Origin of the sequence: Streptomyces sp. NPDC051104 (assembly GCF_040682835.1) — a bacterium.
Taxonomy (GTDB): Bacteria; Actinomycetota; Actinomycetes; order Streptomycetales; family Streptomycetaceae; genus Streptomyces; species Streptomyces cynarae.
This window is the reverse complement of the sequence record NZ_JBFBBS010000033.1, coordinates 1-23,442: the sequence shown is the minus strand read 5'-3', so window position 1 is coordinate 23,442 and position 23,442 is coordinate 1. Positions and strand designations below refer to the sequence as shown.

Genomic DNA, 23,442 nt, shown 5'->3' with positions numbered 1-23,442 from the left:
CGGATCTCGTACGCGCGGGCCTTTCTGCGGGGCCTGCCCGGGCTGCTGATCGTCGCCGGGTTCTGCTTCGACCTCCTCGCCCCGTCCGACTACACGGCCGGCCCCCTCTTCACCGCCGCGCCGCTCGTCGCCGCGCCCCTGTTCTCGTTGCGCGGCACCGTCCTCACCGGCACGGCGGCCGTCGTCGTGGTCCTCGGGGTCCACCTCGGGCTCGGCGTGCTCGGAAAGGCGGGCGAGGTCACCGAGGTGGCCACGGTCACCACCGTCGCCGCCCTCGCCGTCCTCCTCAACGTGCTGGTCCGCCGCAACGTCGCCCGCCTCGCGTCCGCCCGCCAGATCGCCGAGGCCGCGCAGCGTGCGGTGCTGCCCGAGCCCGCCGCCCGGATCGGTGGGCTGGACATCGCCGCCCGCTACGAGGCCGCGCAGGCCGACGCGTTCATCGGCGGCGACCTGTACACCGTCCAGGACTCCCCGCACGGGGTACGGCTCGTCGTCGGCGACGTACGCGGCAAGGGCATGGGCGCCGTGACCGCCGTGGCCGTCGTGATCGGGGCCTTCCGGGAGGCCGCCGAACAGGAGCCCACGCTCGAGGCCGTCGCCCAGCGCCTGGAGCGGGCGCTGATGCGCGACCGCGCCGGGCGCGAGGGGCCCGACGTGTACGAGGGGTTCACCACCGCGATCCTCGCCGAGATCCCGCACGGCTCCGGCGTCGTCCGCATCGTCAACCGCGGCCACCCCGCCCCGCTGCTCCTGCTCCCGGACGGTTCCCTGCGAGAACTGGAGGCCCGCGAGCCCGCGCTGCCGCTCGGCATGGGCGACCTCGGCGTCTGGCCCGACCGGGTGGAGGAGTGGGACTTCCCGCCCGGCTCGACGCTGCTCTTCCACACCGACGGCGTCTCGGAGGCACGGGACGCGCACGGCCGGTTCTACGACCCCGCCGTCCGCCTCGCCGGACGGGTCTTCCCCGGCCCCGGCGCCCTGCTGAGCACCATCACGCGCGAGGTCGCCCGGCACACCGGCGGCCGCGGCACGGACGACATGGCTCTGCTGGCCGTGCGCCGGCCCGGGCGCCCCCTGGCGCGGTGACGAGGAGTGAGTGAGCCATGCCCCTCCGCATAAGAACTGACATACTGTCAATACCCATGAGGTCGATGAGGCGGGGGCGACTCGCCCGATTTCCTCCGTTCAGGCCATGAAAGTCCTGGCCAGCGGCAATGAACGGATCTGCCTGAACGGCTTGGAATACAGGCCGCGGGTCTATTAACGTTCGATAACGCAGCGCGGTCGTCCCAGCCGTCACCGAAGGCGGCTCCGTGCGCGCCTGCCGAATCCCGCAAGGGAGCCGGGGAACCACCACCTTGGGGTGAATCACGCGGATACCGCCGTGCCGCACGGCCGGTATACGCGCGTAGGAGACCTTCCTGCTCCGAACCCGTCAGCTAACCCGGTAGGCGAGACGGAAGGAAAGGAGTGCGCCCACGTGGCGTTCAACCGGCCTGCCCAGAGCACCTCGTTCGCCCCGAACGGTACTCAGACGCTCGACGTCGCACCCGGTATCGACGAGGGCCCCTGGGAGGAGTGGAACCCCACCGAGGACTCCGTCCGCCCCGTCCGCGGCCGGCACCGCGTCGCCAAGCAGCGCGGGGGCGGGCTCGCCCGCAGCTCCACCGTCCTCGGCGTCGGTGTGATGGCCGCCGTCGGCGCGGGCGGCATGGCCACCGCCCAGTCCGGCAAGCCGCCGGTGTCCATATCCCTGCCGGACCTCTCCTCGGTCACGGAATCCGCCAAGGCGCTCATCGGCGACGACTCCGGCGCCCCCGAGAGCTCGGCCACCGCTCTCAGCAGCGTCGGCCGGACCGACGCCGGTGATGCCACCGACGCCGCCGGTTCGAAGGGCGCGGGCGAGGCGCTGCGCGCCCGGATCATGCAGCAGGCCGAGTCCCAGCAGGACCGGATCGCGCAGGAGGCGGCGCAGGCCGCCGAGGACGCCGCCGTGAAGAAGGCCGCCGCCGCGGCGGCCAAGGCACAGGACGACGCGCAGGCCAAGGCCGCCGCCGAGAAGAAGAAGGCGCAGGAGGCCGCGCGGCTCGCCGCACTCGCCCGGCAGTTCACGCTGCCGACCTCCTCCTACACCCTCACCTCCCACTTCGGCGACGCCGGTGCCATGTGGTCCTCCGGCTTCCACACCGGCCTGGACTTCGCCGCGCCCACCGGCACGCTCATCAAGGCCGTCCACAGCGGCACGATCACGGAGGCGGGCTGGGCCGGCTCGTACGGCTACCGCACGATCCTCACCCTCGACGACGGCACCGAGCTGTGGTTCTGCCACCAGTCGTCGATCAGCGTCACGGTCGGGCAGAAGGTCGGCACGGGCGACGTCATCGGCCGCGTGGGCGCGACCGGCAACGTCACCGGGCCACACCTGCACCTGGAGGTCCACCCGAACGGCGGCGCCGCGATCGACCCGCTGGCCTGGCTGCGCGGCAAGGGCCTCAACCCCTGACCCCACCCCCGCAAAGAGCGCGATCGTTTGCAAGATCTTTGCGGGCTTTCCGGAAGACGCCGCCCGGTCCGGGCGTTGACACAGAACATGACTTCTCTTCGCAAACTGGGTTCTTCCGATCTCGAGGTCTTCCCGCTGTCCCTCGGCGGCAACGTCTTCGGCTGGACCGCCGACGAGACGCAGTCCTTCGCCGTCCTCGACGCATACACGGAGGCGGGCGGGAACTTCATCGACACGGCCGACTCGTACTCGGCCTGGGTGCCGGGCAACAAGGGCGGCGAGTCCGAGACCATCATCGGCAAGTGGGTGAAGGCGCGCGGCAACCGCTCCGACGTGGTCATCGCGACCAAGGTCAGCCAGCACCCCGACTACCAGGGCCTGACCGCCGCCAACATCAAGGCCGCGGCCGACGCGTCCCTGCGCCGTCTGGACACCGACTACATCGATCTCTACTACACCCACTTCGACAAGCCTGAGGTGCCGGTCGAGGAGATCATCGGCGCGCTCGACGAGCTGGTGAAGGCGGGCAAGGTGCGCGCCATCGCCGCCTCCAACATCTCCGCCGAGCGCCTCCAGGAGTCCCTGGACTTCTCGGACCGCGAGAACCTGGCGCGGTACGTGGCGCTGCAGCCGCACTACAACCTGGTCTCGCGCGACACCTACGAGGGTGCGCTGCAGGACCTCGCCTCCCGGGCGGGGCTCGCGGCGATTCCCTACTTCGCGCTGGCGTCGGGCTTCCTGACCGGCAAGTACCGGCCGGGTACGACGGTGGAGTCGGCACGCGCGGAGGGCGCGGCCAAGCACCTGGCGACCGAGCGCGGGCAGCGGGTCCTGACGGCCCTGGACGAGGTCGCCGAGGCCCGGGGCGCCGAGATCCCGACGGTGGCGCTCGCCTGGCTGGCGGCCCAGCCGACGGTCGCGGCACCGATCGCCTCGGCGCGGACGGTGGAGCAGCTGCCTGCGCTGCTGGCCGTCGCGGACCTGACGCTGACGGACGAGGACGTGGCCAAGCTGACGGAGGCGTCGGCGTAGCCCGGCAGACGGCGGAGTCCGGCGGTGCCGAGCGCGCGTCAACTCCTAGGCGCGATAGGGGTTGTACTCCGGATACGGCACCGCCGGACCGTACTGCGGCATCGCAGGGCCGTACTGCGGCGCCACCGGGCCGTACCGCGGCATGGCAGGGCCGTACTGCGGCGCCCTCTGGAACGCCACGTGCCCGTACCCCGGCCACAGCGGCGGAGCCGCCGGTGCCGTCGCCCGTGCCGCATACGCCAGCGCCGGCCGCGCCACCTCCCGGCGCGCCCACAGCTCGGTCAGCAACTCCCGTTCCCGTACGACGAAATCGGCGCCCGCCCGCCCCCGGCGCCCCCGGTGGCGCAGGAACGCCAGCGACGTCGCGTACGCCTCGTACCGCGCGACCGACCGCGCCGCGTCCTTCCCGAAGTGCTGCCTCGCGTACTCACGGGCCAGCCGCCGCGCCCGCATCGAACCGAGCACGAACGGCTCCACCGGCCCCATCCACCCGGCGGCCACGTACGTGGGCAGCTCCTCCCGCACCGTCCGCAGCTCCCGCTGACGCGTCCAGATGACCAGCCAGGTCAGCAGCCCGAACGCGGGCACCATGAACGACGCGTACACCGCGAAGAACCCGTACTGGCCGAACGTGGACGACCCGTTCCACATGGAGTGCATGCCCATCGCGAGCAGCAGCCCGCAGAGCGGCGTCAGCACCCGCCGGACGTGCTGGCGCTCCGCGGACAGCGCGGCGATGCCGAAGCCGATGCCGGTGAGCACGGTGAACAGCGGGTGCGCGAAGGGTGACATCACCACGCGGACGAAGAAGGTCGCGGCCGTGACGGACGCCAGCCCGCTTCCCCCGCTCATCTGGTCGGTGCCGAAGGCCGTGCCCAGGTAGAGGATGTTCTCGGTGAAGGCGAAGCCGGTGGCGGTGACGCCGGCTATCACCACTCCGTCGATGATCCCGGTGAAGTCCCGTCTGCGGAAGAGGAAGACCAGCAGCACGGCCGCGGCCTTCGCGGACTCCTCGACGATCGGCGCTATCACGGTCGCGCCGAGCGTGTCGGCGCTGTGCGGATCGGCGGTCGCGGTCGCTATCCACCGGGCGGCGAAACTGTTGGCGACGATCGCGATGAGCGCGGCGGCGCACGCGCCCCAGGCGAAGGCGAAGATCAGGTTCCGCCAGGGTCCCGGCGCCACCCGGTCCAGCCAGCGGAAGGCCGCGATGAGCAGCGGCACGGGCAGCACCGCGAGACCCAGCCCGACCAGGAAGCCCTCGGTCCCGGTCTGCTGCCGTACGAGGGCCAGGATGACGAGCCCGGAGAGCGCGAGGAGCGTGATCAGCGCCCCGTACCGCACCCACCGCCTCTGCCACCAGTGCGGATGCCCGAACGAGCCGGCGGCGGCGTTGCCGCCCGGGTGAGTCGGGTACGGGGGAAAGGTGGCCACGGCATCGACCCTAACGAGACGGGGGCGCCGCCCGCGACGGTGTCCAACTTCACGCGCGGACGCTCAGTCTTCGGCGGTGGGCTGCTCGCGGTGCTGTACGCGCCGGAAGAGCAGGTCGTTCACGACATGACCCTTGTCCAGACCCTGCCCCTCGAAACGGGTCAGCGGCCGGAAGTCGGGGCGTGGCGCGTACCCGCCGCCGGGCTGGGTGTTCTCGAACCCCGGGTGCGCGGTGAACACCTCCAGCATCTGCTCGGCGTACGGCTCCCAGTCCGTGGCGCAGTGCACCAGCGCGCCCGGCTTGAGACGGCTCGCGGCGAGCGTGAGGAAGTCGGGCTGGATGAGCCGCCGCTTGTGGTGGCGCTTCTTGGGCCAGGGGTCGGGGAAGTAGACGCGCAGCCCGTCGAGGGAGTCGAAGGCGAGCATCTCGCGGAGCAGGATGATCGCGTCGCCGTTGCCGACGCGGATGTTGGTCAGTCCTGCCCGGTCGGCGAGGGCAAGCAGGTTGCCCTGGCCGGGGGTGTGCACGTCGACGGCGAGGACGTTGGTGTCCGGGTCGGCGGTGGCCATCTCCGCGGTGGCCTCGCCCATGCCGAACCCGATCTCCAGCACGACGGGGCGGCTGTTGCCGAACAGCTCGGCGAGGTCGATGACCCGATGTCCGTCGATGTCCAGCCCCCACTTGGGCCACAGCCGCTGCAGCGCGTCCGCCTGCCCGGCCGTCACCCGGCTCCGCCGCGGCTGGAAGCTACGGATCCGCCGCTCGAAGTGCGACCCGGCGGGGTCGGCCTTGGGCCCGTCGGGAAACCGGGGCTCCCCCTTGGCCCGGGTGTGCCGAAGGGGCGCGCCGACACCACGACCGGAGCCGCCACCGGAGGTGACCTGGGAATCTTCGGGAGCGAAGTTGAGGGAGTCAGACACAGTGGGACCAATTTTAGGGCCTACCGAGCTGCGGGCAGTCGTGCCGCCGACCCTGCGTGGCCGGAGGCACCCCGTAGCGCCGGGATGCGCGACCTACCCCCGCCCAGCTGCACCCCCGGCCACGCTCAAGCCCCGCCCAGCACCACCAACGCCCGCCGCGCCACCTCCCGCCCGATAGCCAGCGAAGCGGTGGCCGCAGGGGACGGCGCGTTCAGTACGTGCACCGCCCGCGCCCCCTCCCGGATCAGGAAGTCGTCCACCAGCGTCCCGTCCCGCAGCACCGCCTGCGCCCGCACCCCGGCAGGGGCCCGCACGAGGTCGTCCTCCCGGACCGCGGGCAGCAATCTCCGCACGGCCTCGGTGAACGCCCCCTTCGACACCGACCGCCGCAGTTCCCCCGCCCCGTACCGCCAGTGCCGCCGCGCAATCCGCCACGACCCGGGCCATGCCACCGTCGCGCCCAGCTCCCGAGGCCGTACGACCCCCCAGCCGTACCCCTCGCGGGCCAGCGCCGGCACCGCGTTCGGCCCGATGTGCACCTCTCCGTCGATCCCGCGGGTCAGATGCACGCCGAGGAACGGGAACGCCGGATCCGGCACCGGATACACCAGCCCCCGCACCAGGTCGGGCCGGCGCAGCGTGTAGTACTCGCCCCGGAACGGCACGATCCGCACCCGGGGGTCGTCCCCGGTCAGCCGGGCCACCTCGTCGCAGTGCAACCCGGCGCAGTTCACCAGCACACGCGCGCGGAGCACCGTCCCGTCACCCGTGCGTACGGCGACCCCCAGCGAGGCGCGCCGGTCGATCCGGACCACCTCCGCCCCGTACCGGATCTCCGCGCCCGAGGCCTCCCCGAGCTGCCGGGCGACCGCCACGAAGTCGCAGATCCCGGTGGTGCCCACATGGATGGCCGCGAGCCCCCGCACCTCCGGCTCGTACTCCGCTATCTGGGGGGCGCCCAGCTCCCGTACCGGAATGCCGTTCTCCCGGCCGCGCTGCACCAGCGCGTGCAGGCGCGGCAGCTCCTCCCGCTCCGTCGCGACGATCAGCTTGCCGGTGACGGCGTGCGCGATGCCGTACTCCGCGCAGAACTTGACCATCTCGGCGGCACCCCCGACCGCGTACTGCGCCTTCAGGGACCCGGGTCGGTAGTAGATCCCGCTGTGGATGACCCCGCTGTTGCGCCCCGTCTGGTGGCGGGCCGGGCCGGCCTCCTTCTCCAGGACGATCACCCGCGTGCCCGGCGCGGCACGCGTGATCGCATACGCCGTCGACAGGCCGACGATTCCGCCACCGATCACCAGCACGTCGCAGTCGTAGGCGATCTCCCGCACCTGCTCCACCTCCCGGTTTCGATAGTGCACTGCGCCACTGACAATGCCTTCAAACCCGGGGGAGCGCCCTGCGGCCGCGCCGTCAGACCGGAGCCGTCAACAGCGGCCGCGCCCGCTCCCGCAGCTCCGCCACGCGCGGTTCGTCGCCGTACGGTTCCAGCCGGTGCAGCAGGTCCCGTACGTACTCGGTGGTGCGCGCCGACGATATGCGCCCGGCGATCTCCACCGCCCGCACGCCCTGCTCGCAGGCCGCGTCCAGGTTGCCCGACTCCAGCTCGGCGACCGCCGACACCACCAGGCGCAGGCCGTGCGAGCGCACGTACTCCTCGCCGGGCCGCGACAGCGCCTGTTCGGTGAAGCGGCGGACCTGGCGCGGGGCCTTGAGGTCGCGGTAGCACTCGGCGGCGTCGGCGGCGAAGCGGTCGTAGGAGTAGAAGCCGAGCCAGGACGGGTCGTTGTCGCCGTCGCGGGCCCGCTCCAGCCAGCCCTCGGCGGCCTTCAGGGCCGCGCCGGCCGCCTGGGCGTCACCCGCGCGCGCATGCGCGCGTGCCTCGACCAGGCGGAAGAAGCTCATGGTGCGGGCGGTGGCCAGGCCGCGGTTGCGCTCCAGGGCGGCCTGGGCGAGGTCGACGCCCTCGTCGCCGAAGCCGCGGTAGGTCGCCTGCAGCGACATGGAGGCCAGGACGTAGCCCCCGAGGGGCACGTCGGCCGCCGCGCGCGCGAGGCGCAGCGCCTGGATGTAGTAGCGCTGGGCGGCCTCCTGCTGACCGGTGTCGAAGGCCATCCAGCCCGCCAACCGGGTGAGTTCTGCGGACGCGCCGAACAGCGCCCTGCCGACCTCGTCGGAGTACGACCCGAGCAGCAGCGGCGCAGCCTCCACCCTCAGGCACTCCGGCACCATCGACGACCGCCAGTCGCCGCCCCCGTACTTGGAGTCCCAGCGCCTCGCGTCCTCCGCGGCCTCGCGGAGCTTCTGGACATCGCTGTGGCCGACCTTGATCGGCGCCCTGGACCCCTCGCCCGGGACGGGGTCGCGGGCCACCGAGCTGTCGGCCGGTGTTATCAGCCAGCGGGAGGCAGGGGTCGCGTAAGCGCTCACTGCGAACGATCCGGCCAGCGACTGCCAGATGCCGCCGCTGCCGGCCCGGCGCCCGGCGAGGTCGAGGCGGTAGAGCTCCGTCGCCGACCTCACCGCCTGTCCTACGTCCCGGGGGAAGGCGAGGCCCACTTCCGGTGCGGGATCCGCGTCCGCCAGACCGATCTCGTGGAGCGGTACGGGGCGGCCGAGCTTCTGGCCGATGGCCGCGGCGATCAGGTGCGGCGCGGCACCCTGCGGCACCATGCCCTTCGACACCCAGCGCGCCACCGACGTCTTGTCGTAGCGAAGTGTCAACCCGCGCTGGGCGCCAAGATCGTTGACGCGCCGGGCGAGTCCTGCGTTGCTGATTCCCGCGAGGGCGAGAACGGCGCCGAGTTTTTCGTTCGGCCCGCGTTGCTCCCTGGACATGCGCCACCCCTCGACACAGACGGCTGCCGCGGCGATGGCATAACCGCGCGGCATTCGTAAACCCAGCGTAGTTCGCCGCATCCCATGCGTTAAGGGGCGTAAATCCGGTTGGCGGGATTGTGGTCCGTACTTATGTACGGAGTGTCGCCACGTGCTCCCGCTGTGTGGCCGTGCGCCCGTCCGTGCGCTCTTCTCCGGCCACCGCGGGGGCGGTTCCATGGGCCGTGCGTGGGTCGGCCCGCTGTACTGGATCCAGTGGGCTGGGGGACACCGCCGCCTCCATCCCCGCGGGCGGCGGACCGGTCCGGGAGACGAACTCCGTCTCCCGGACCGTGCGTTGCCCAGGGTCTGTACGGAGCGTGCCCAAGCCTGGCCGCCCGCAGCCGATTTGGCCGAAAAGCGATGGTGGATTTCGACAGCCATCAAGGCCCCGACCACGACTCTTGACGGCGCGAACGGCGTTTTCGGGGAGCATTACGGGGGCGCATTCACGTCGCTGTTTCCTTCGCCGTCTCTCCGACGGCCTTGGGTCGCGCGGGAGTTCCCCGGCTCGAGGGCCGCTCTCCACGGGCGCATCGCGGGGCGCACGAGCTGTGGCTTGCACCCTCCGGGGCGCATTCTTCGTGGCAGCATGGAGCCGTTCCTACGGTGCACTGGTTGTCCACAGCCTGTGGAGGCGACGATGCGGTGGTTGGTGGGATGGAGCAGCACCGCCGCGGGAGCCGTCGAGCCCGGCTCGGCCGGCGCCACCGGTTACGACGGCGAGACCGTGCACCCGGTCGGCTCCCAACTCCTGTGGGGCGACCCCGATCCGCTGTGGGCGGTCGGCGACTGGCGTCCCGACGAGGTGCGCGTCGTGAAGGCCGACCCGCGGACCCGCATCGCGGTCCTGGGCACCTGCGGCGCATCCGACGAGCAGCTGCGCGTCGCACTGTTCGCCGCCCGGGGCGGGGCGCTGCGCCATCTGACCGCCTGGTCCGGCAGCTACACCGCCGTCGTCCAGGTCGGCCGCAGGATCACCGTGTGCGGCGACCTCGCGGGCGCCCGGCCGGTGTTCTACACCCCCTGGGCCGGCGGCACGGCCTACGCGACCGCCGCGCTCCCGCTCGCCGACCTCATCGAGGCCAACCTGGACTTCGGGCACCTCGCGGCTCTGCTCGCCGCCCCCGACGTACCGGCAGCCCTGCACGGCTCCACCCCGTACGACGGCGTACGACGCATCCCGCCGGGGCACGCGCTGATCCTGCGCGCGGGGGCCCGGGAGATCGCCGGGTACGAGCCGGTCGCCTCGCTCGCGGTCGCGGCGCCCCCGGCGGACCCGGCCGACGCGGTGGACGCGGTGCGCGACGCCCTGATCGACGCCGTACGGGCGCGTCTGTCGGCGCCCCGGCACGTCCCGAGCGTCGACCTCGACCCCGGGCCGGTGCCCGGCATGGGACCCGCGGAACGCCGTGCCGCGCGCGGAATGCCCGTCCCCGGCATCGGCGCCGACCTGTCCGGCGGCCCGGCCTCCGGCACCCTGGCCCTCCTCGCGGCCGGACTGCCGGGCATGCCCGGCACGATCCTCGGGCACGGCACCGGCGCCGGCGAACGCCTGCTCGCCGTCACCTTCAACGACCTCGCCGTCAAGGGCCGCGAGGCCGAACTGGAGCGGGCCGGCACGCTCGCGGCCAACCCCCGGCTGCACCACGTGGTGGTCACCGGCGGCGAGGAAGTGCTCCCTTACGCCGACCTGGAGGGCCCACTGACGGATGAGCCGGGCCCCTCCCTGGTGACGGCGGCCCGGCACCGCGCCCGTCTCGCGTCGGGCAGCGCGGACCACTTCACCGGCTACGGCGCCCGGCAGGTCCTCGACGCGCACCCGGCCCGACTCGCCGACCTGCTGATGGACCGCAAGCGCCGCCACCTGGTGCGACCCATGGCCGCGCTCGCGAAGGCGGACGGCTCGGTGATGGTCCCCGCGCGCGTGTACAGCGCGGCCCGCAAGCTGTCCCGCACGCCGTACCGGTCCGGCGTCGACGCACTCGCCGACCGGCTGATGCGGCGGCGGTTCGAGGAGCCCGGAGGTGCCGTGGGCGCGTCGCTCGCCGCGCTCACCTGGGCGAGACCCGGGCCGGCGGCACGCTGGCTGACCGGTGAGGCGCTGGCTGAAGTATCGGTTCGCCTCCAGGGGGCCGCGGGCCGGCCGGACGTGGGCCCGGGGCAGCGCCCCGGCGACCACCGCGCGCGTGCCGCACTGGCGAGGCACGCCACCGACCTCCGCGTCCTGGAGCAGGCCGCCGAGATCCGCTCCCAGCGGCTGCACGCCCCCTTCCTGGACAACCAGGTCGTCCGCGCCTGCCGCGCGCTTCCCGAGACCCTGCGGGTGCAGCCGGGGGCACGGGCGGCGATCCTGCGCACGGTCCTGGAGGGCGCGGGCGTCGGCGGCCTGCCGCCCGGCTGGGGCGCCCCCTCCCACGGCTCCTCGGCAGCCGCGACCCGCGCGGGCCTCAGGCTCGCCGCGAACTCCCTCGTCGACCTCTTCGCCGCCCCTCTGCTGGCGGAAGCGGGCCTGGTGGAGGCCAGAGTGGTCCGCAAGGCGGTACGCGCGGCGGCCGACGGCGCCTCCCTCCCCCTGGACGGCCTGGCAGACCTGGTCTCCCTGGAACTCTGGCTCCGCCGCCTCCTGTCCCGCCGAGGCACCTGCTGGACGGGAACCCCGGCAAGGGCACGCGCGGTACCGGCGGGGATCTCCCCCCGGGGGAGGGCGCTGGGGGCGGGGGCGTAGGGCACGGCGCGCCTGCGGGCAGACGACGGCATACGCCGCGGCGCTGTTGCTGCGGGCAGTCGCGGCCACGCAGGTGCGGGCAGTCGTACCTGCCGTCGCCGCCGTAGCTGCGGGCGTCGGCCCTGCGGAGGCCAACCGACGGAATTCGCCGACCTGCTCGAATGAGGCCTGTGTGGAATGGGGATCCCGCAAAGGAGTGTGGCCTTGCCCGGTGACTGCGACTCGCCCCACGCGGGGGGACGGTCACCTGATCGGCTTCACTATCTCGGAGCGGATCCGGAGGGTGGTCCTGGCGGCGGCCTTCAGGTCGACGTTCAGCGAGGTAAGGAAGGTCATGTCCGCCACCCGGGCCCAGGTGTTGCCGTCCGCCCAGGCGCAGACGGGGTAGGTGAGCGACGATCCATCGACCCAGGTCCGGGTCACCACCTCGCAGCTGATTTGGATGCGGGAACCGGACGGGGTGACATCTTCCGGCGGCACGAGCGTCTTCACCCGGGTGTTCTTGGAGCCGTTGTCTGCCAGCACGCGGGAGCGCACCTCATTGGTGTTCTTGAACCGGCCGTACATGCCGGTCAGGACGAGTTCGCCCCGTTCGCCGCTGTCCGGGTGGTACACGGCGACGACGCCGTGGACGGCCTCGGCGTCCCAGCTGTGCCTCCAGCTCCTCTGCAGCGTCCGGCCCTGAGTTGGGGATTCGTCCCTGGTCAGCTTGAAGCGGCCGTCGAGCAGCGCCCGGGGCACGGTCAGGGAGGACTCGGCCCGTGGATAGCTGCTCTCGAGCTTCTTCCCCGCCAGCACCAGCGTCGCCAGGAGCCCGACGATCAGGAGGAAGACCCCGCCGATGATCGCGGCCATGAGGCCGACCCGGCTCTTCTCCGGCGGGGCAGGGGGCGGGGTGCCCCAGGGGGAGAGGGGCGTCTGGTGCGGCATCTGCGGCGCAGGAGGCATGGACACGCCAGAACGGTACCCGACGGCCCACAGACGTCGTGCTCGGCCGCCCCTGCCTCAACGGCTTCCTGTGGTGGTCGGGGCGTGCGGCTTCCAGGGGGCAGCGGGGCCGCGACGGGTAGAGCGCGGTCGCCCCACGACCAGCGTTCCGTCACCTCACGAGCTGCATTTCGTCGGTAGCCTGCGGAGCCCGAGGGGCGCTCCTGCGTACCCCAGCCACGGTCACCGTAGCTGCGGGCAGCCGTGGCCACCGTAGCTGCTGGCAGTCGTGCCTCCCCCAGTGCCTTGACGGCCTGGGGGACCCCCAGGGGCGGCACGGGTGGGCGCTGGGGGTCCCCCCTGCTCGAAGAGCTTGGGGGGAGGCACCCCGTAAGCGCCGGGCTGCGCAACCTGCCCCCGGGCAACCGCACCCCGGGCACAGGCACCCCCCGGCAACCGCACCCCCGGGCACAGGCAACGCCCGGGCACCTAACCCCACGGCACCCTAAACCCCGTGCCCCCACCGCCACCCCCCCGCAACAATGACCCGGTGCGGTACAAAATCCTGGGCACGGCCCAAGCAGAGGACGACCAAGGAACCCCCGTCCCCCTGGGCGGCCCCCGTCTCCGCGCCCTCCTCACCGCCCTGGCCCTCCGCCCGGGCCGCACCACCACCCCCCAGACCCTCATCGACGAGATCTGGCCGGACGACCCCCCGCTCGACGCCCCAGCCGCGCTCCAGGCCCTCGTCGCCCGCCTGCGCCGCACCCTCGGCCGGACCGCCGTCGCCTCCGCCCCGGGTGGCTACCGCCTCGACGCCGGCCGCGACTCCGTCGACCTCTTCGTCTTCGAGGACCTCGTCCAGCGCGGCACCACTGCCCTCACCGATGGCGACCCGCACACCGCCGCCCGCGATCTGCGCACGGCCCTCGCCCTGTGGCACGGCCCCGCCCTCGCCGACCTCCCCGACCGCACCGCCGCCGCCCGCCCCGAGGCCCTGCGCCTGACGGCGACCCGCGCCCGCATCGAGGCCGACCTGCGCCTGGGCCGCGCCCCCGGCGTCGTACCGGAACTGACGGAACTGACGACGGCGCACCTGTACGACGAACCCCTCCACGCCCTCCTCATCCGCGCGCTGCGCGCCACGGGCCGCGGCGCCGACGCCCTCGCGGCCTACGAACGCGTCCGCCGGGCCCTGGCGGACGGCCTGGGCACCGACCCCGGCCCGGAACTCCAGTCCCTGCACGTCGAGCTGCTGTCCCCGCAGACATCCGCTCGGACCTCCGTGCCGCCACCCCCCAGACCTCCGGGCCAAGCTCCCCGCAGCCCCCCGCCCCGCTCAAGCCGCCGGCGGCCCCCCGCACCGGCAACCTCCGCCCCCGCCTGAACTCCTTCGTCGGCCGGGAACTCGAACTCGAGGCGATCCGTTCGGACGTGCACAGGGCCCGCCTGGTCACCCTCACCGGACCGGGCGGCTCCGGGAAGACCCGTCTCGCCGAGGAAGCCGCCGCCGGGCTGCCGCAGGCGTGGCCGGCCGAGCTGGCCCCGCTGGATCGGCCGGAGGCGGTCCCCGCCGCGGTGGTCAGCGCCCTCGGACTGCGCGAGACGGTGCTGATCACCAACGAGCTGGCGATGCCGCAGGACGATCCGGTCGCTCTGCTGATCGAGCACTGCGCCCCGCGCAGCGAACTCCTGATCCTCGACAATTGCGAACATGTGATCGACGCGGCGGCCGAGCTGGCCGAGGCGCTGCTCACGCACTGCCCGGGCCTCACGATCCTCGCCACCAGCCGTGAACCCCTGGGCGTACCGGGCGAGTCGGTCCGCCCCGTGGAGCCCCTGCCGCCCGATCCCGCGCACCGCCTCTTCATCGAGCGCGCGGCGGCCGTGCGCCCCGACCCGCACGCCGTCCACGACCCGGAGGCCGTCGACGAGATCTGCCGCCGTCTCGACGGCCTGCCCCTGGCCATCGAGCCGGCCGCCGCCCGCCTACGGCTGCTGACTCCCCGTCAGATCGCCGATCGCCTCGACGACCGCTTCCGCCTCCTCACCTCCGGAAGCCGCACGGTGCTGCCCCGCCAGCAGACCCTGCGCGCGGTCGTCGACTGGTCCTGGGACCTGCTCGACGAGCGGGAGCGCACGGTGCTGCGCGAGGTCTGCGTCTTCTCCGGCGGCTGGGACCTCGCCGCCGCCGAGGCCGTGTGCACCGGCCCCGTGGCCGACCTGATCGGGGCGCTCGTCGACAAGTCCCTGGTCGTCGCGACCCCGGGCGACGGGGACGGCGGTACGGGCATGCGCTACCGCATGCTCGAGACGATCCACGAGTACGCCACCGAGCGCGCCGCCGAGGCCCCCGAGCTGCGCACCGCCGCCGAGCGCCGGCACCGGGCATGGGTGCGGGCGCTCGTCGAGGAGGCCGAACCGAAGCTGCGCTCCGCGGGGCAGCTGCCGTGGATCAGCCGCCTGGAGACGGAACTCGACAACATCCGGGCCGCGCTGTACCGCGCCATCGCCGCCGGTGACGAGGAGGAGGCCGGCGCCCTCGCGCTGGCCACGGGCTGGTTCTGGTGGCTGCGCAACTTCCGCCGGGAGGGCACGGAATGGACGGAGCGGGTGCTGCGCCTGGGAGCGGCTCTGGATGCCGGCGCCACGGCCGGCTCCCGGCCGTGGCCGGCGTCGGCGTCGGCGGCAGCGGCGACCAGGCGTCCCTCCACCGACGTCCTCGAGGCGGAGCTCGCCGCGATCGACCACGTCGACGCCTTCCTCGCCCGCCCCGCCGCCGAGGAGTGGCACCCCCTGCGGTCCCTGCGGATGAATCTGCGGATGCTGCACCTGTTCCTCGTCGCGGAATCACGGCCGTCGGAGTCGATGCGGGACGAACGGACCCGGCGGTACACCGCCCGGGTCCGGGCGGCCTTCGAGCGGGGCGGCGCGGACGCGGCCCGGTTTCCCGGCATGCTCTGGGCGCTGACCGTGTTCCACCTGGGCGAGCCGTACGACGTCCGGCACGCCATGGACGCCATCCTCGCCAACTGCCGCCGCTACGGAGGTGACTGGGAGATCGGCGTGGCCCTCATGTTTCGCGCGCACATGCTCGTCGACTCCCCGGGGGGTCTGCACGACGTGGACGGCGACCTGGCCGAACTGCGCACTCTCAGCCGTCGCGTCGGCGACCGCTGGATGCGCGCCCAGGTGTCCAGCGCGGTCGGGGAGGCGGCGATGGGGCGCGGCTCCTTCGAGGAGGCGAAGGGCGAGTACGAGGAGGCACTGCGGCTCGCCCACGAGGTGGGGGCGTACGCGGAGTCCCCGTTCCTGCTCGCCCGGCTCGGCGAGATCGCCTATCGGGAGGGAAAGCGGGCGGACGCGCAGGCGGCGCTGGACGAGGCGAGCGACACCGCCGACCGGTACGGGGTGCACGACGCCCGCGGGTATGTGAGCCTGCTGCGCGCGCGGATGGCGCTGGACGACGGGGAAACCCTCCGGGCGCGCGCCTTGTGCGAGAACGCGCGGGTGGAGAACGTCCGGAGCACGCCGCCGCCGCAGTTCGTCGCCGCGCTGAACGGCATCGACGCGCTCGTCACCATCGCCGGGTCCGGGCCGTGCCACGGACTGCCGAAGCTCGCCGATGCGCTGCGCCATGCGGTGGAGAGCAGGTGCGCGGAGTCGGTGACGGCGGGGCTCGTGGTCATCGCGGCGAACGCCCTGGCCGCCCTGGGCGAGCATGCCCGCGCGGTCCGGCTGCTCGCGGCGGCCGACCGGTGGCGCCTGCCGAACGCCGTACGCCCCGAGCCGGATCGCGTCGAGGCGGAGCGGACCGAGGCGGCCGCGCTGAAGGCGCTCGGGCGGGCCCGGTTCGACGTGGAGCGGGCGAGGGGCACCGAGTTCACCCCGGACGACGTGCTGGGAGAGCTGGCGGAGGCGTCCGCGGCCCACCCCGCCCAGTGAGCCGGCGGACCACCCCCCCGTAAGTCGGGAAGGCAGGGGTTCCTGCCGGCAGGTGAACCGTGCCTCCGCCCGGTGCGCGAGCGCCGCCGGGGCGCTGGGGCCCCGCCCGGCGCTCGCGGCGGTCCTCCCTGGGCGGCGCGCGGCGGCCGGCCCGGCTCACGCCGGACGGGACCGCAGGCCCCCCAGGAGGATGTCCAGCAGCCGCGCCGAGGCCGCCGCCTGCTGGGTGGCGTCCGGCAGCGAGGGCGCCGCCGTGGCGATCACCAGCAGCACGTCCGACACGGTGACGTCCGGCCGCAGTTCACCCGCCGCACGTGCCCGCTCCACGAGCTGCCCGACGACCTCCAGCAGCGTCGCCGCTCCGGCGTCGTCCGGCTCCGGCGCGGACCGCTGCTCCACGAGCCGCAGCCCGGTGGACGACTCGGACCGCTGCTGCGGCACCCGGGCCCCCTCCACCGACCCCGCGTCGGACCCCTCCGTGCCCTCCTCGGCGACCCCCACCCGCAGCACGTGCGGGGGCAGCAGCCGTCCCGCGCCCGACGCCACCGATGTGCGCAGGAAGCGCGAGAGCGCCGACCACGGTTCGTCCTCCTGACCGAGCGCCGCCCTGGCCTGCTCGGTGAGCCGGGAGGTCTCCTCCTCGGCTATCCGCCGCACCAGGACGTCCTTGCTCGGGAAGCGCCGGTACACGGTGCCGACGCCGACCCGCGCGCGTCGCGCCACGTCCTCCATCGGCGCGCCGTACCCCAACTCGCCGAAGACCTCGCGTGCCGCGCGCAGTACGTGCTCCAGATTGCGCTGTGCGTCCACACGCAGCGGCGTCGTCCGCGCACCCTCTCCGCGTCCGTTCTCCGCCGCCGCGCTCACCGTGCCCGCCGCCGCTACGGCGGACGCGGACGACCAATGAGAGTCCTGAATGTGCATAAGTGTTCCCCCGGTCCTGACGTCTCCCCCCGGAGACTCTCCCCGCTGTTGAAAACCGGAGCGTACGGAAACAGGCGTCGTACGTGACCGGGCCCGCCCGTCGCGGACCCCCGAGCGCATCCCCCTACACCCCGTCAAGTGACGAACATAGTTGAGCGGGAGTCAATTCAGAAGGGGCGCGTTCCGGGCGGGTCGCCCCCCGATCGGAGTACCGGCCGGATTCGCCCTCTTTGCACCCCCGCTAGTAACCGCTCACACCTCCGCTGACCTGCGACGCTTCCTCGCGCGCCGGTGATTCGGCCAACCCTGCCCCACGCGTCCGTCCCGTCACACAATTTGCCGGGCCTGTGGACAAATTCGGGCGCCGGGTGCCTCATGGGAAGGTGACGGCTGCATTCCACCGGGCGACACCCCCCGAACACCCGAAGTGTGTGCGCATCCTCATCGTCGGCGGCGGCTACGTCGGCCTGTACACGGCGCTGCGCCTGCAACGGAAGCTGAAGGCGGAACTCCGCCGCGGCGAGGCGGAGATCGTGGTGGTCTCGCCCGACCCCTACATGACCTATCAGCCGTTCCTGCCGGAGGCGGCCGCCGGCGCCATCTCGCCGCGCCACGTGGTCGTCCCGCTGCGCCGCGTCCTCCCGGACTGCCACGTCCTCATCGGCGAGGCCACGGCCATCGACCACGCCAAGCGGGTCGCCACCATCTCCACGCTCTCCAGCGAGGAGACCGGGCAGCCGGAACAGATCGCCTACGACGAACTCGTCCTCGCACCCGGCTCCATCTCGCGCACCCTCCCCATCCCCGGTCTCGCCGACCACGGCATCGGCTTCAAGACCGTCGAGGAGGCCATCGGCCTGCGCAACCATGTCATCGAACAGATGGACATCGCCTCCTCCACCCGCGACCCCGCGATCCGCGACGCGGCCCTCACCTTCGTCTTCGTGGGCGGCGGCTTCGCCGGCGTGGAGGCGCTCGGCGAGCTGGAGGACATGGCCCGATACGCCGCCCGCTACTATCACAACGTCAAGCCCGAGGACATGCGGTGGATCCTCGTGGAGGCCTCCGACCGCATCCTCCCCGAGGTCGGCGAGGAGATGGGCCGCTACACCGTCACCGAGCTGCGCCGCCGCAACATCGACGTACGCCTCGAGACCCGCCTGGAGTCCTGCGCCGACCGGGTCGCCGTCCTCTCCGACGGCTCCCGCTTCCCGACCCGTACGGTCGTGTGGACCGCCGGTGTGAAACCGCACCCGATCCTCGCCGCGACCGACCTGCCGCTGAACGAGCGCGGGCGCCTGAAGTGCACCCCGCAGCTGACCGTGGACGGCGTCACGCACGCGTGGGGCGCGGGAGACGCGGCCGCCGTCCCCGACGTCACCGCCGAGGAGCCCGGCAGGGAGACGGCCCCCAATGCCCAGCACGCGCTGCGCCAGGCCAAGGTGCTCGGCGACAACATCGTGCACGCGCTGCGCGACGAGCCCCTGGAGACGTACGCGCACAAGTACGTCGGTTCGGTGGCGTCCCTGGGGCTGCACAAGGGGGTCGCACACGTCTACGGCCGCAAGCTCAAGGGCTGGCCCGCGTGGTTCATGCACCGCACGTACCACCTCAGCAGGGTGCCCACCTTCAACCGCAAGGCGCGCGTGCTGGCCGAATGGACGCTGGCAGGCCTCTTCAAGAGGGAGATCGTGTCGCTCGGTTCACTCGAACATCCCCGTGCGGAGTTCGAACTGGCCGCCGGTGGAAAGCATTCTTCAGACCCGAAGGGGTCGAACTGAGCGGACCCAGGAACTCCGCCGGAAACACCGACGTCTGACGGATGTCGGTCCGGTGGGCCAGACTGGTCCACGACCTGGGCGGGCCGACCCTCGCCCTGACGCACCCACCAGGCTTTCCCCACAGCGCCGTACCCCCGGGGACTGGCCCCCGGACCCCCGCCCGGATCCGGAGCCGGCCGGAGACGACAACGACGAGGCAAGGAATCGGTGAACTTCACGCGCTGGAGCGCCCGGCTCCCCGGAACGCAGCGCCGCGCCGCAGCGCGGACCGACCACGCGGTCTCACCGGACCGGCGGGACGGCTCCGTGCCCGTGGCCCGCGCCGAGCGGCTCACCGACGACACGCCGAGCGTGCCCGCCCTCGACGCACTGCCGGCGCGGGAGGTCCTCGACCGCATCCCGGCCCTCGTCGCCCTGGTGCACGGCCCCGACCACCGCGTCGCCTACGTGAACGACGCCTACATGGCGGCCTTCGGCGCCTGCCCGGTCGGCGAACCCGCGCGCGAGGCACTGCCCGAGCTGGAGGCACTGGGCCTCCTCCCGCTCCTCGACCAGGTGCTGCGCAGCTCCAAGCCGCGCACGGTCAAGTCCCGCAAGGCGCCCGGCGGCCGTTCGTACACTTTCACCTGCACACCGGTGGACGCACCCGACGACAAGGCCAGGGGGGTGCTGGTCTTCGCGGCCGACGTCACCGACCACGCCGACGCCGCCGAACGGCTGCGCGCCAGCGAGCGCGAGCAGCGCCGGACCGCGGTGACCCTCCAGCGCTCCCTGCTGCCCCAGGAACTCGAACAACCCGACGACCTGCGCATCGCCGCCACTTACCAGCCCGGCGGCACCGAGGCCGCGGTCGGCGGCGACTGGTACGACGTGATCACGCTCGGCGGCGGCCGCACCGCGCTGGTGATCGGCGACGTCATGGGCAGGGGCGTCCGCGCGGCGGCGGTGATGGGCCAGCTGCGCACGGCGGTGCGCGCCTACGCCCGCCTGGACCTGCCCCCGCACGAGGTCCTCCAGCTCCTCGACGGCCTCGCCACGGAGATCGACCCCAACCAGATCGCGACCTGCGTCTACGCCGTCCACGACCCGAACGAGGGCCGGCTGGTGTACGCCTCGGCCGGCCATCTCCCGATCCTGGTCCGCGACGAGAGCGGCAACGTCCTGCGCGCAGACGAACCCACCGGCCCGCCCCTCGGCACGGGCGGCTGGATGCACGCCTCCGGCTCGGTACCGCTGGCACCGGGATCCACCGCCGTCCTCTACACCGACGGCCTGGTCGAACGCCGGGACGCCGACCTCGACGAAGGCATCGCGGCTCTTGCGGGCGCGCTCGCCGGCGCCACGGGCACACCCCAGGTGATCTGCGACCGTCTGCTCCGTTCGGCGGGTGTCACGGCGGGCCACGACGACGACGTGGCGGTCCTGGTCCTCCAGCACCCGGCGCGGACGGGACCGGACGGCGAGCTGTTCCGCAACGCCGCACTGGAGTTGCTGGGCGGGGTGGAGGCGGCGCCACGCGCGCGTGCGTTCGCCTCCGGTGTGCTGACGAGCTGGCGGTTCCCGGCCGACCTGCACGACCACGGGGTCCTGGCGGCGAGCGAACTGGTCGCGAACTCGCTGCAGCACGGCACACCGCCCATGCGGCTGCGCCTGCGCCGCACGGACCGCCGCCTGATCATCGAGGTCACGGACGGCGACGACCACCTCCCGAGGCGCCGCCGCGCGGAACCCGCGGACGAGGCGGGCCGGGGCATCGCGATCGTGGCGACGATCGCGTCGAGCTGGGGGTCACGGAGGACGCCCGGGGGTGGGAAGGCGGTGTGGTGCGAGTTCGCACTGCCGAAGGCCGACGGCTGAGCTCCCAGGGCGGGGCGCTCAGGTGCGCGCCGACGCCGGCTCCGCCGACGCACCCCCCTGTGCGACCACTCGGCTCCTGCCCAGCGACGGCCGGTTCTGCGTCGGCGTCAGCAGCCGCCCGAGCCGCACCGCCAGCACCGTGATGCCCAGCGAGCACAGCAGGAACGTCGCGATGTAGGACCCCGGCAGGGCCGCCGCGAGGGGACCACCCACCGCTGGCCCCACCGCCAGAGCCAACTGCTTCACCAGGGCGAACATCGAGTTGTACTGCCCCGCCATCCCCGTCGGCGCCAAGTCCGCCACCAGCGGCGCGACCGTCGGCGACAGCATCGCCTCACCCAGTCCGAACAGCGCGTACGTCGAGACGAACGCGGCCGTCGCCATCTCCCGGCTGCCGTGACCCAGCCCCGCGTATCCCGCGACAGCCCACGCCACGGCCCAGATCAGCCCCACGGCCGCGATCACCCGCGACCGCCTGCGCCGCTCCACGAACTTCAGCACCGCGAACTGCGCCACCACGATCGTCGCCGTGTTCGCCGCCAGTGCCGTACCAAGCGTGGACATCGAGATCCCGGCCGCCTCCACGCCGTACGCGCTCAGCCCCGACTCGAACTGTCCGTAGCACGCGAAGAACAACACGAAGCCCAGCACGCAGAGCTGCACCATGGCCCGGTTCCCCAGCAACTGCCTCCAGCTCGCCCCGCCGCCCCGCGGCGCCGTCTCCTCGATCCTCGGCGCCCGCGGCATCCGTACCGTCGCCATGACCGCGACCAGCAGCAGGAACATCGCCGCCTCGATCGCGAACAACAGCGTGAAGGACGCCGCCCGCGACACATCGACGAGGTGTCCGCCGATCAGCCCACCGACCCCGAGCCCCAGGTTCTGCAGGAAGAACTGCACCGCGAAGGCCCGCGACCGCGTCTCCGCCACCGAGCAGTCCACGATCATCGTGGCCAGCGCCGGCTGCATCACCGCCTGCCCGGCCCCGAGGAGAGCCGCCGACAGCAGCACGCTCACCGCGCCGGCCGCGACGCCCAGGCTCAGCGAGCCCACCGCGGCCATGACGAGGGCGGCGAGCAGCACCGGAAGCGTGCCGCGCCGGACGATGGCCCGCCCGGCGAACGGCAGCACGACCAGCGCGGCCACAGCGAAGACGGCGAGTACGAGACCCGCCGTCACAGCACCGAGATCCCGCACCTGCGCCACATAGACGTACAGATAGGGGACGGTGAAGCCGAGGCCGAACGCGCTGAGTGCGTTACCCACGTGGATCCGGCGCATCGCTGCGCCCATCACCCTGGTCACTTTCACCTTCCTTGAGAAGCAGGCCGCCGAGAGCCGGAGGTCTTACCTCTAAGCGGTTAACCCTGAATACTTCGAAGCTAAACTTCGAAGCTGAAAAGTACACCTTGAAGGAGTTCAACGCCAAGCGGTCGCGTGTCATACTGCGGCCATGGGTGACACCCCCGGCGCGAGCGAGCCGACCCTCGACGAACAGATCGCCGCCTACCAGCGCGAGTTCCAGGACCTGGACCCGCAGGTGGAGAAGATCGTCTCGGCACTGTCCCGGCTCAACCGCCGCATGAACGTCGCCTACGGCCGCCAGACCGCCACGCTCGGTATCAGCAGCACCGACTGGGAGGTCCTCAAGGCCCTCGTCCTCTCCGGCGCCCCCTACCGCATGGGCCCGAGCGACCTCGCCAAGCGGCTCGGTCTGACGCCGGCCGCGATGACCCACCGCATCGACCGCATGGTCGGCGAGGGGCTGGTCACCCGGGAGCGCGACGAGGCCAACCGCGTCCGCGTCATCGTCGAGCTGACCGATGAGGGCCGCGAGAAGTGGCTGGAGGCGATGCGCCTTGGCTCCGGGTTCGAGGAAGACCTCCTCCAGGACCTCTCGCCCGAGGAACGCACGGTTCTGGGCGACGTGCTGACGCGGCTGCTGCGCCGCGTGGAAGACGCGCAACCGGACGCCGGCGGCCGCCTCAGCGACCTGGACTGACGCCGCCCGCAGGTTTGACGCGGTGCCAGGTTGGGGAGGCTTGACAGTCCGCCCCCCGTTCCGTAAGGTTCTTCGGGTTGCCACGGGGCCGTAACGGCTCTGCGACAGCACCTCCCGCCGCATCAGCGGCAACAAACCACTCAGCACGATCTCCCAACCGGGTCAATTTCGGCGTGCCCGAAATTAGATTTGATTGGGTACGGCGACCCCGATCCGCTCGATTGGGAATCGCCGGAGAGATCCGCTAGAGTCGGAGATGTCGGAACGGCCCAAGGGCCGTGAGGACAAGCCCGGTTGACTGGGCGTCGGACCCCGAAGGGAACTGAGGGATCTGATAGAGTCAACAAAGCCGGAAGGCCGAAAGGCCGGAAAGCACCGACGAAATCGGATCGGAAAGATCTGATAGAGTCGGAAACACCGAAGGGAAGCGCCCGGAGGAAAGCCGAGAGAGTGAGTCTCTCCGGTGAGTACGAAGGAAGCGTCCGTTCCTTGAGAACTCAACAGCGTG

General features: G+C 72.7%; 14 protein-coding genes, 1 pseudogene and 1 riboswitch. Of the genes and pseudogenes, 8 read left to right on the top strand and 7 right to left on the bottom strand.

Annotated features, from left to right (window positions below; all coding sequences use genetic code 11):
* The first annotated feature begins 3 nt into the window (after window positions 1-3).
* The 3 genes from AB0N14_RS30815 (at window position 4) to AB0N14_RS30805 (ending at window position 3,535) form a co-directional block, all read left to right on the top strand.
* A complete protein-coding gene (locus AB0N14_RS30815) occupies window positions 4-1,086 on the top strand; it encodes a PP2C family protein-serine/threonine phosphatase (RefSeq protein WP_366029011.1) in 1,083 nt (360 codons plus the stop codon).
* A 226-nt stretch (window positions 1,087-1,312) separates the two neighbouring features.
* Window positions 1,313-1,469, top strand: a riboswitch (cyclic di-AMP (ydaO/yuaA leader).
* 11 nt (window positions 1,470-1,480) lie between these two features.
* Window positions 1,481-2,503, top strand: coding sequence for a M23 family metallopeptidase (locus AB0N14_RS30810; protein WP_366028976.1), 1,023 nt, complete (start codon window positions 1,481-1,483; stop codon window positions 2,501-2,503).
* Between the two features lie 87 nt (window positions 2,504-2,590).
* A complete protein-coding gene (locus AB0N14_RS30805) occupies window positions 2,591-3,535 on the top strand; it encodes an aldo/keto reductase (RefSeq protein ID WP_366028974.1) in 945 nt (314 codons plus the stop codon).
* A 45-nt stretch (window positions 3,536-3,580) separates the two neighbouring features.
* Here AB0N14_RS30805 and AB0N14_RS30800 read toward each other — a convergent pair whose 3' ends face one another.
* From AB0N14_RS30800 to AB0N14_RS30785, 4 genes are all read right to left on the bottom strand, one after another.
* Window positions 3,581-4,969, bottom strand: coding sequence for a PrsW family intramembrane metalloprotease (locus AB0N14_RS30800; RefSeq protein ID WP_366028973.1), 1,389 nt, complete (start codon window positions 4,967-4,969; stop codon window positions 3,581-3,583).
* 63 nt (window positions 4,970-5,032) lie between these two features.
* Entirely contained in the window at window positions 5,033-5,890 is an 858-nt protein-coding gene (trmB, locus tag AB0N14_RS30795; RefSeq protein WP_366028972.1) for a tRNA (guanosine(46)-N7)-methyltransferase TrmB, read from the bottom strand.
* Window positions 5,891-6,015: 125 nt separating this feature from the next.
* A complete protein-coding gene (gene lhgO / locus AB0N14_RS30790) occupies window positions 6,016-7,233 on the bottom strand; it encodes an L-2-hydroxyglutarate oxidase (protein WP_366029010.1) in 1,218 nt (405 codons plus the stop codon).
* A 73-nt stretch (window positions 7,234-7,306) separates the two neighbouring features.
* A complete protein-coding gene (locus AB0N14_RS30785) occupies window positions 7,307-8,731 on the bottom strand; it encodes an MFS transporter (RefSeq protein ID WP_366028971.1) in 1,425 nt (474 codons plus the stop codon).
* A 682-nt stretch (window positions 8,732-9,413) separates the two neighbouring features.
* On the opposite strand from AB0N14_RS30785, the gene AB0N14_RS30780 reads away from it, so the two are divergent.
* Window positions 9,414-11,498: an asparagine synthase-related protein gene (locus AB0N14_RS30780; protein ID WP_366028970.1), complete on the top strand. Its 2,085-nt coding sequence runs from the start codon at window positions 9,414-9,416 to the stop codon at window positions 11,496-11,498.
* A 243-nt stretch (window positions 11,499-11,741) separates the two neighbouring features.
* On the opposite strand, the gene AB0N14_RS30775 is transcribed toward AB0N14_RS30780, so the two are convergent.
* Window positions 11,742-12,452, bottom strand: coding sequence for a hypothetical protein (locus tag AB0N14_RS30775; protein WP_366028969.1), 711 nt, complete (start codon window positions 12,450-12,452; stop codon window positions 11,742-11,744).
* A 523-nt stretch (window positions 12,453-12,975) separates the two neighbouring features.
* Between AB0N14_RS30775 and AB0N14_RS30770 the strand changes: the two are divergent.
* A pseudogene (locus AB0N14_RS30770) lies at window positions 12,976-16,370 on the top strand (BTAD domain-containing putative transcriptional regulator).
* Window positions 16,371-16,526: 156 nt separating this feature from the next.
* Here AB0N14_RS30770 and AB0N14_RS30765 read toward each other — a convergent pair.
* On the bottom strand, window positions 16,527-17,294 hold the full coding sequence (locus AB0N14_RS30765) for a helix-turn-helix domain-containing protein (protein ID WP_366028968.1): 768 nt from the start codon (window positions 17,292-17,294) through the stop codon (window positions 16,527-16,529).
* 431 nt (window positions 17,295-17,725) lie between these two features.
* On the opposite strand from AB0N14_RS30765, the gene AB0N14_RS30760 reads away from it, so the two are divergent.
* Both AB0N14_RS30760 and AB0N14_RS30755 read left to right on the top strand, forming a co-directional pair.
* Window positions 17,726-19,075 (top strand): NAD(P)/FAD-dependent oxidoreductase, encoded by a 1,350-nt coding sequence (locus AB0N14_RS30760; protein ID WP_366029009.1) that lies wholly within the window; start codon window positions 17,726-17,728, stop codon window positions 19,073-19,075.
* Window positions 19,076-19,282: 207 nt separating this feature from the next.
* Window positions 19,283-20,932: a SpoIIE family protein phosphatase gene (locus AB0N14_RS30755; protein ID WP_366028967.1), complete on the top strand. Its 1,650-nt coding sequence runs from the start codon at window positions 19,283-19,285 to the stop codon at window positions 20,930-20,932.
* Between the two features lie 18 nt (window positions 20,933-20,950).
* On the opposite strand, the gene AB0N14_RS30750 is transcribed toward AB0N14_RS30755, so the two are convergent.
* Entirely contained in the window at window positions 20,951-22,225 is a 1,275-nt protein-coding gene (locus AB0N14_RS30750) for an MFS transporter (RefSeq protein ID WP_366029008.1), read from the bottom strand.
* A 160-nt stretch (window positions 22,226-22,385) separates the two neighbouring features.
* Between AB0N14_RS30750 and AB0N14_RS30745 the strand changes: the two genes are divergently transcribed.
* Complete coding sequence (locus AB0N14_RS30745) at window positions 22,386-22,934, top strand: MarR family transcriptional regulator (RefSeq protein ID WP_366028966.1); 549 nt, start codon at window positions 22,386-22,388, stop codon at window positions 22,932-22,934.
* Window positions 22,935-23,442: the final 508 nt, after the last annotated feature.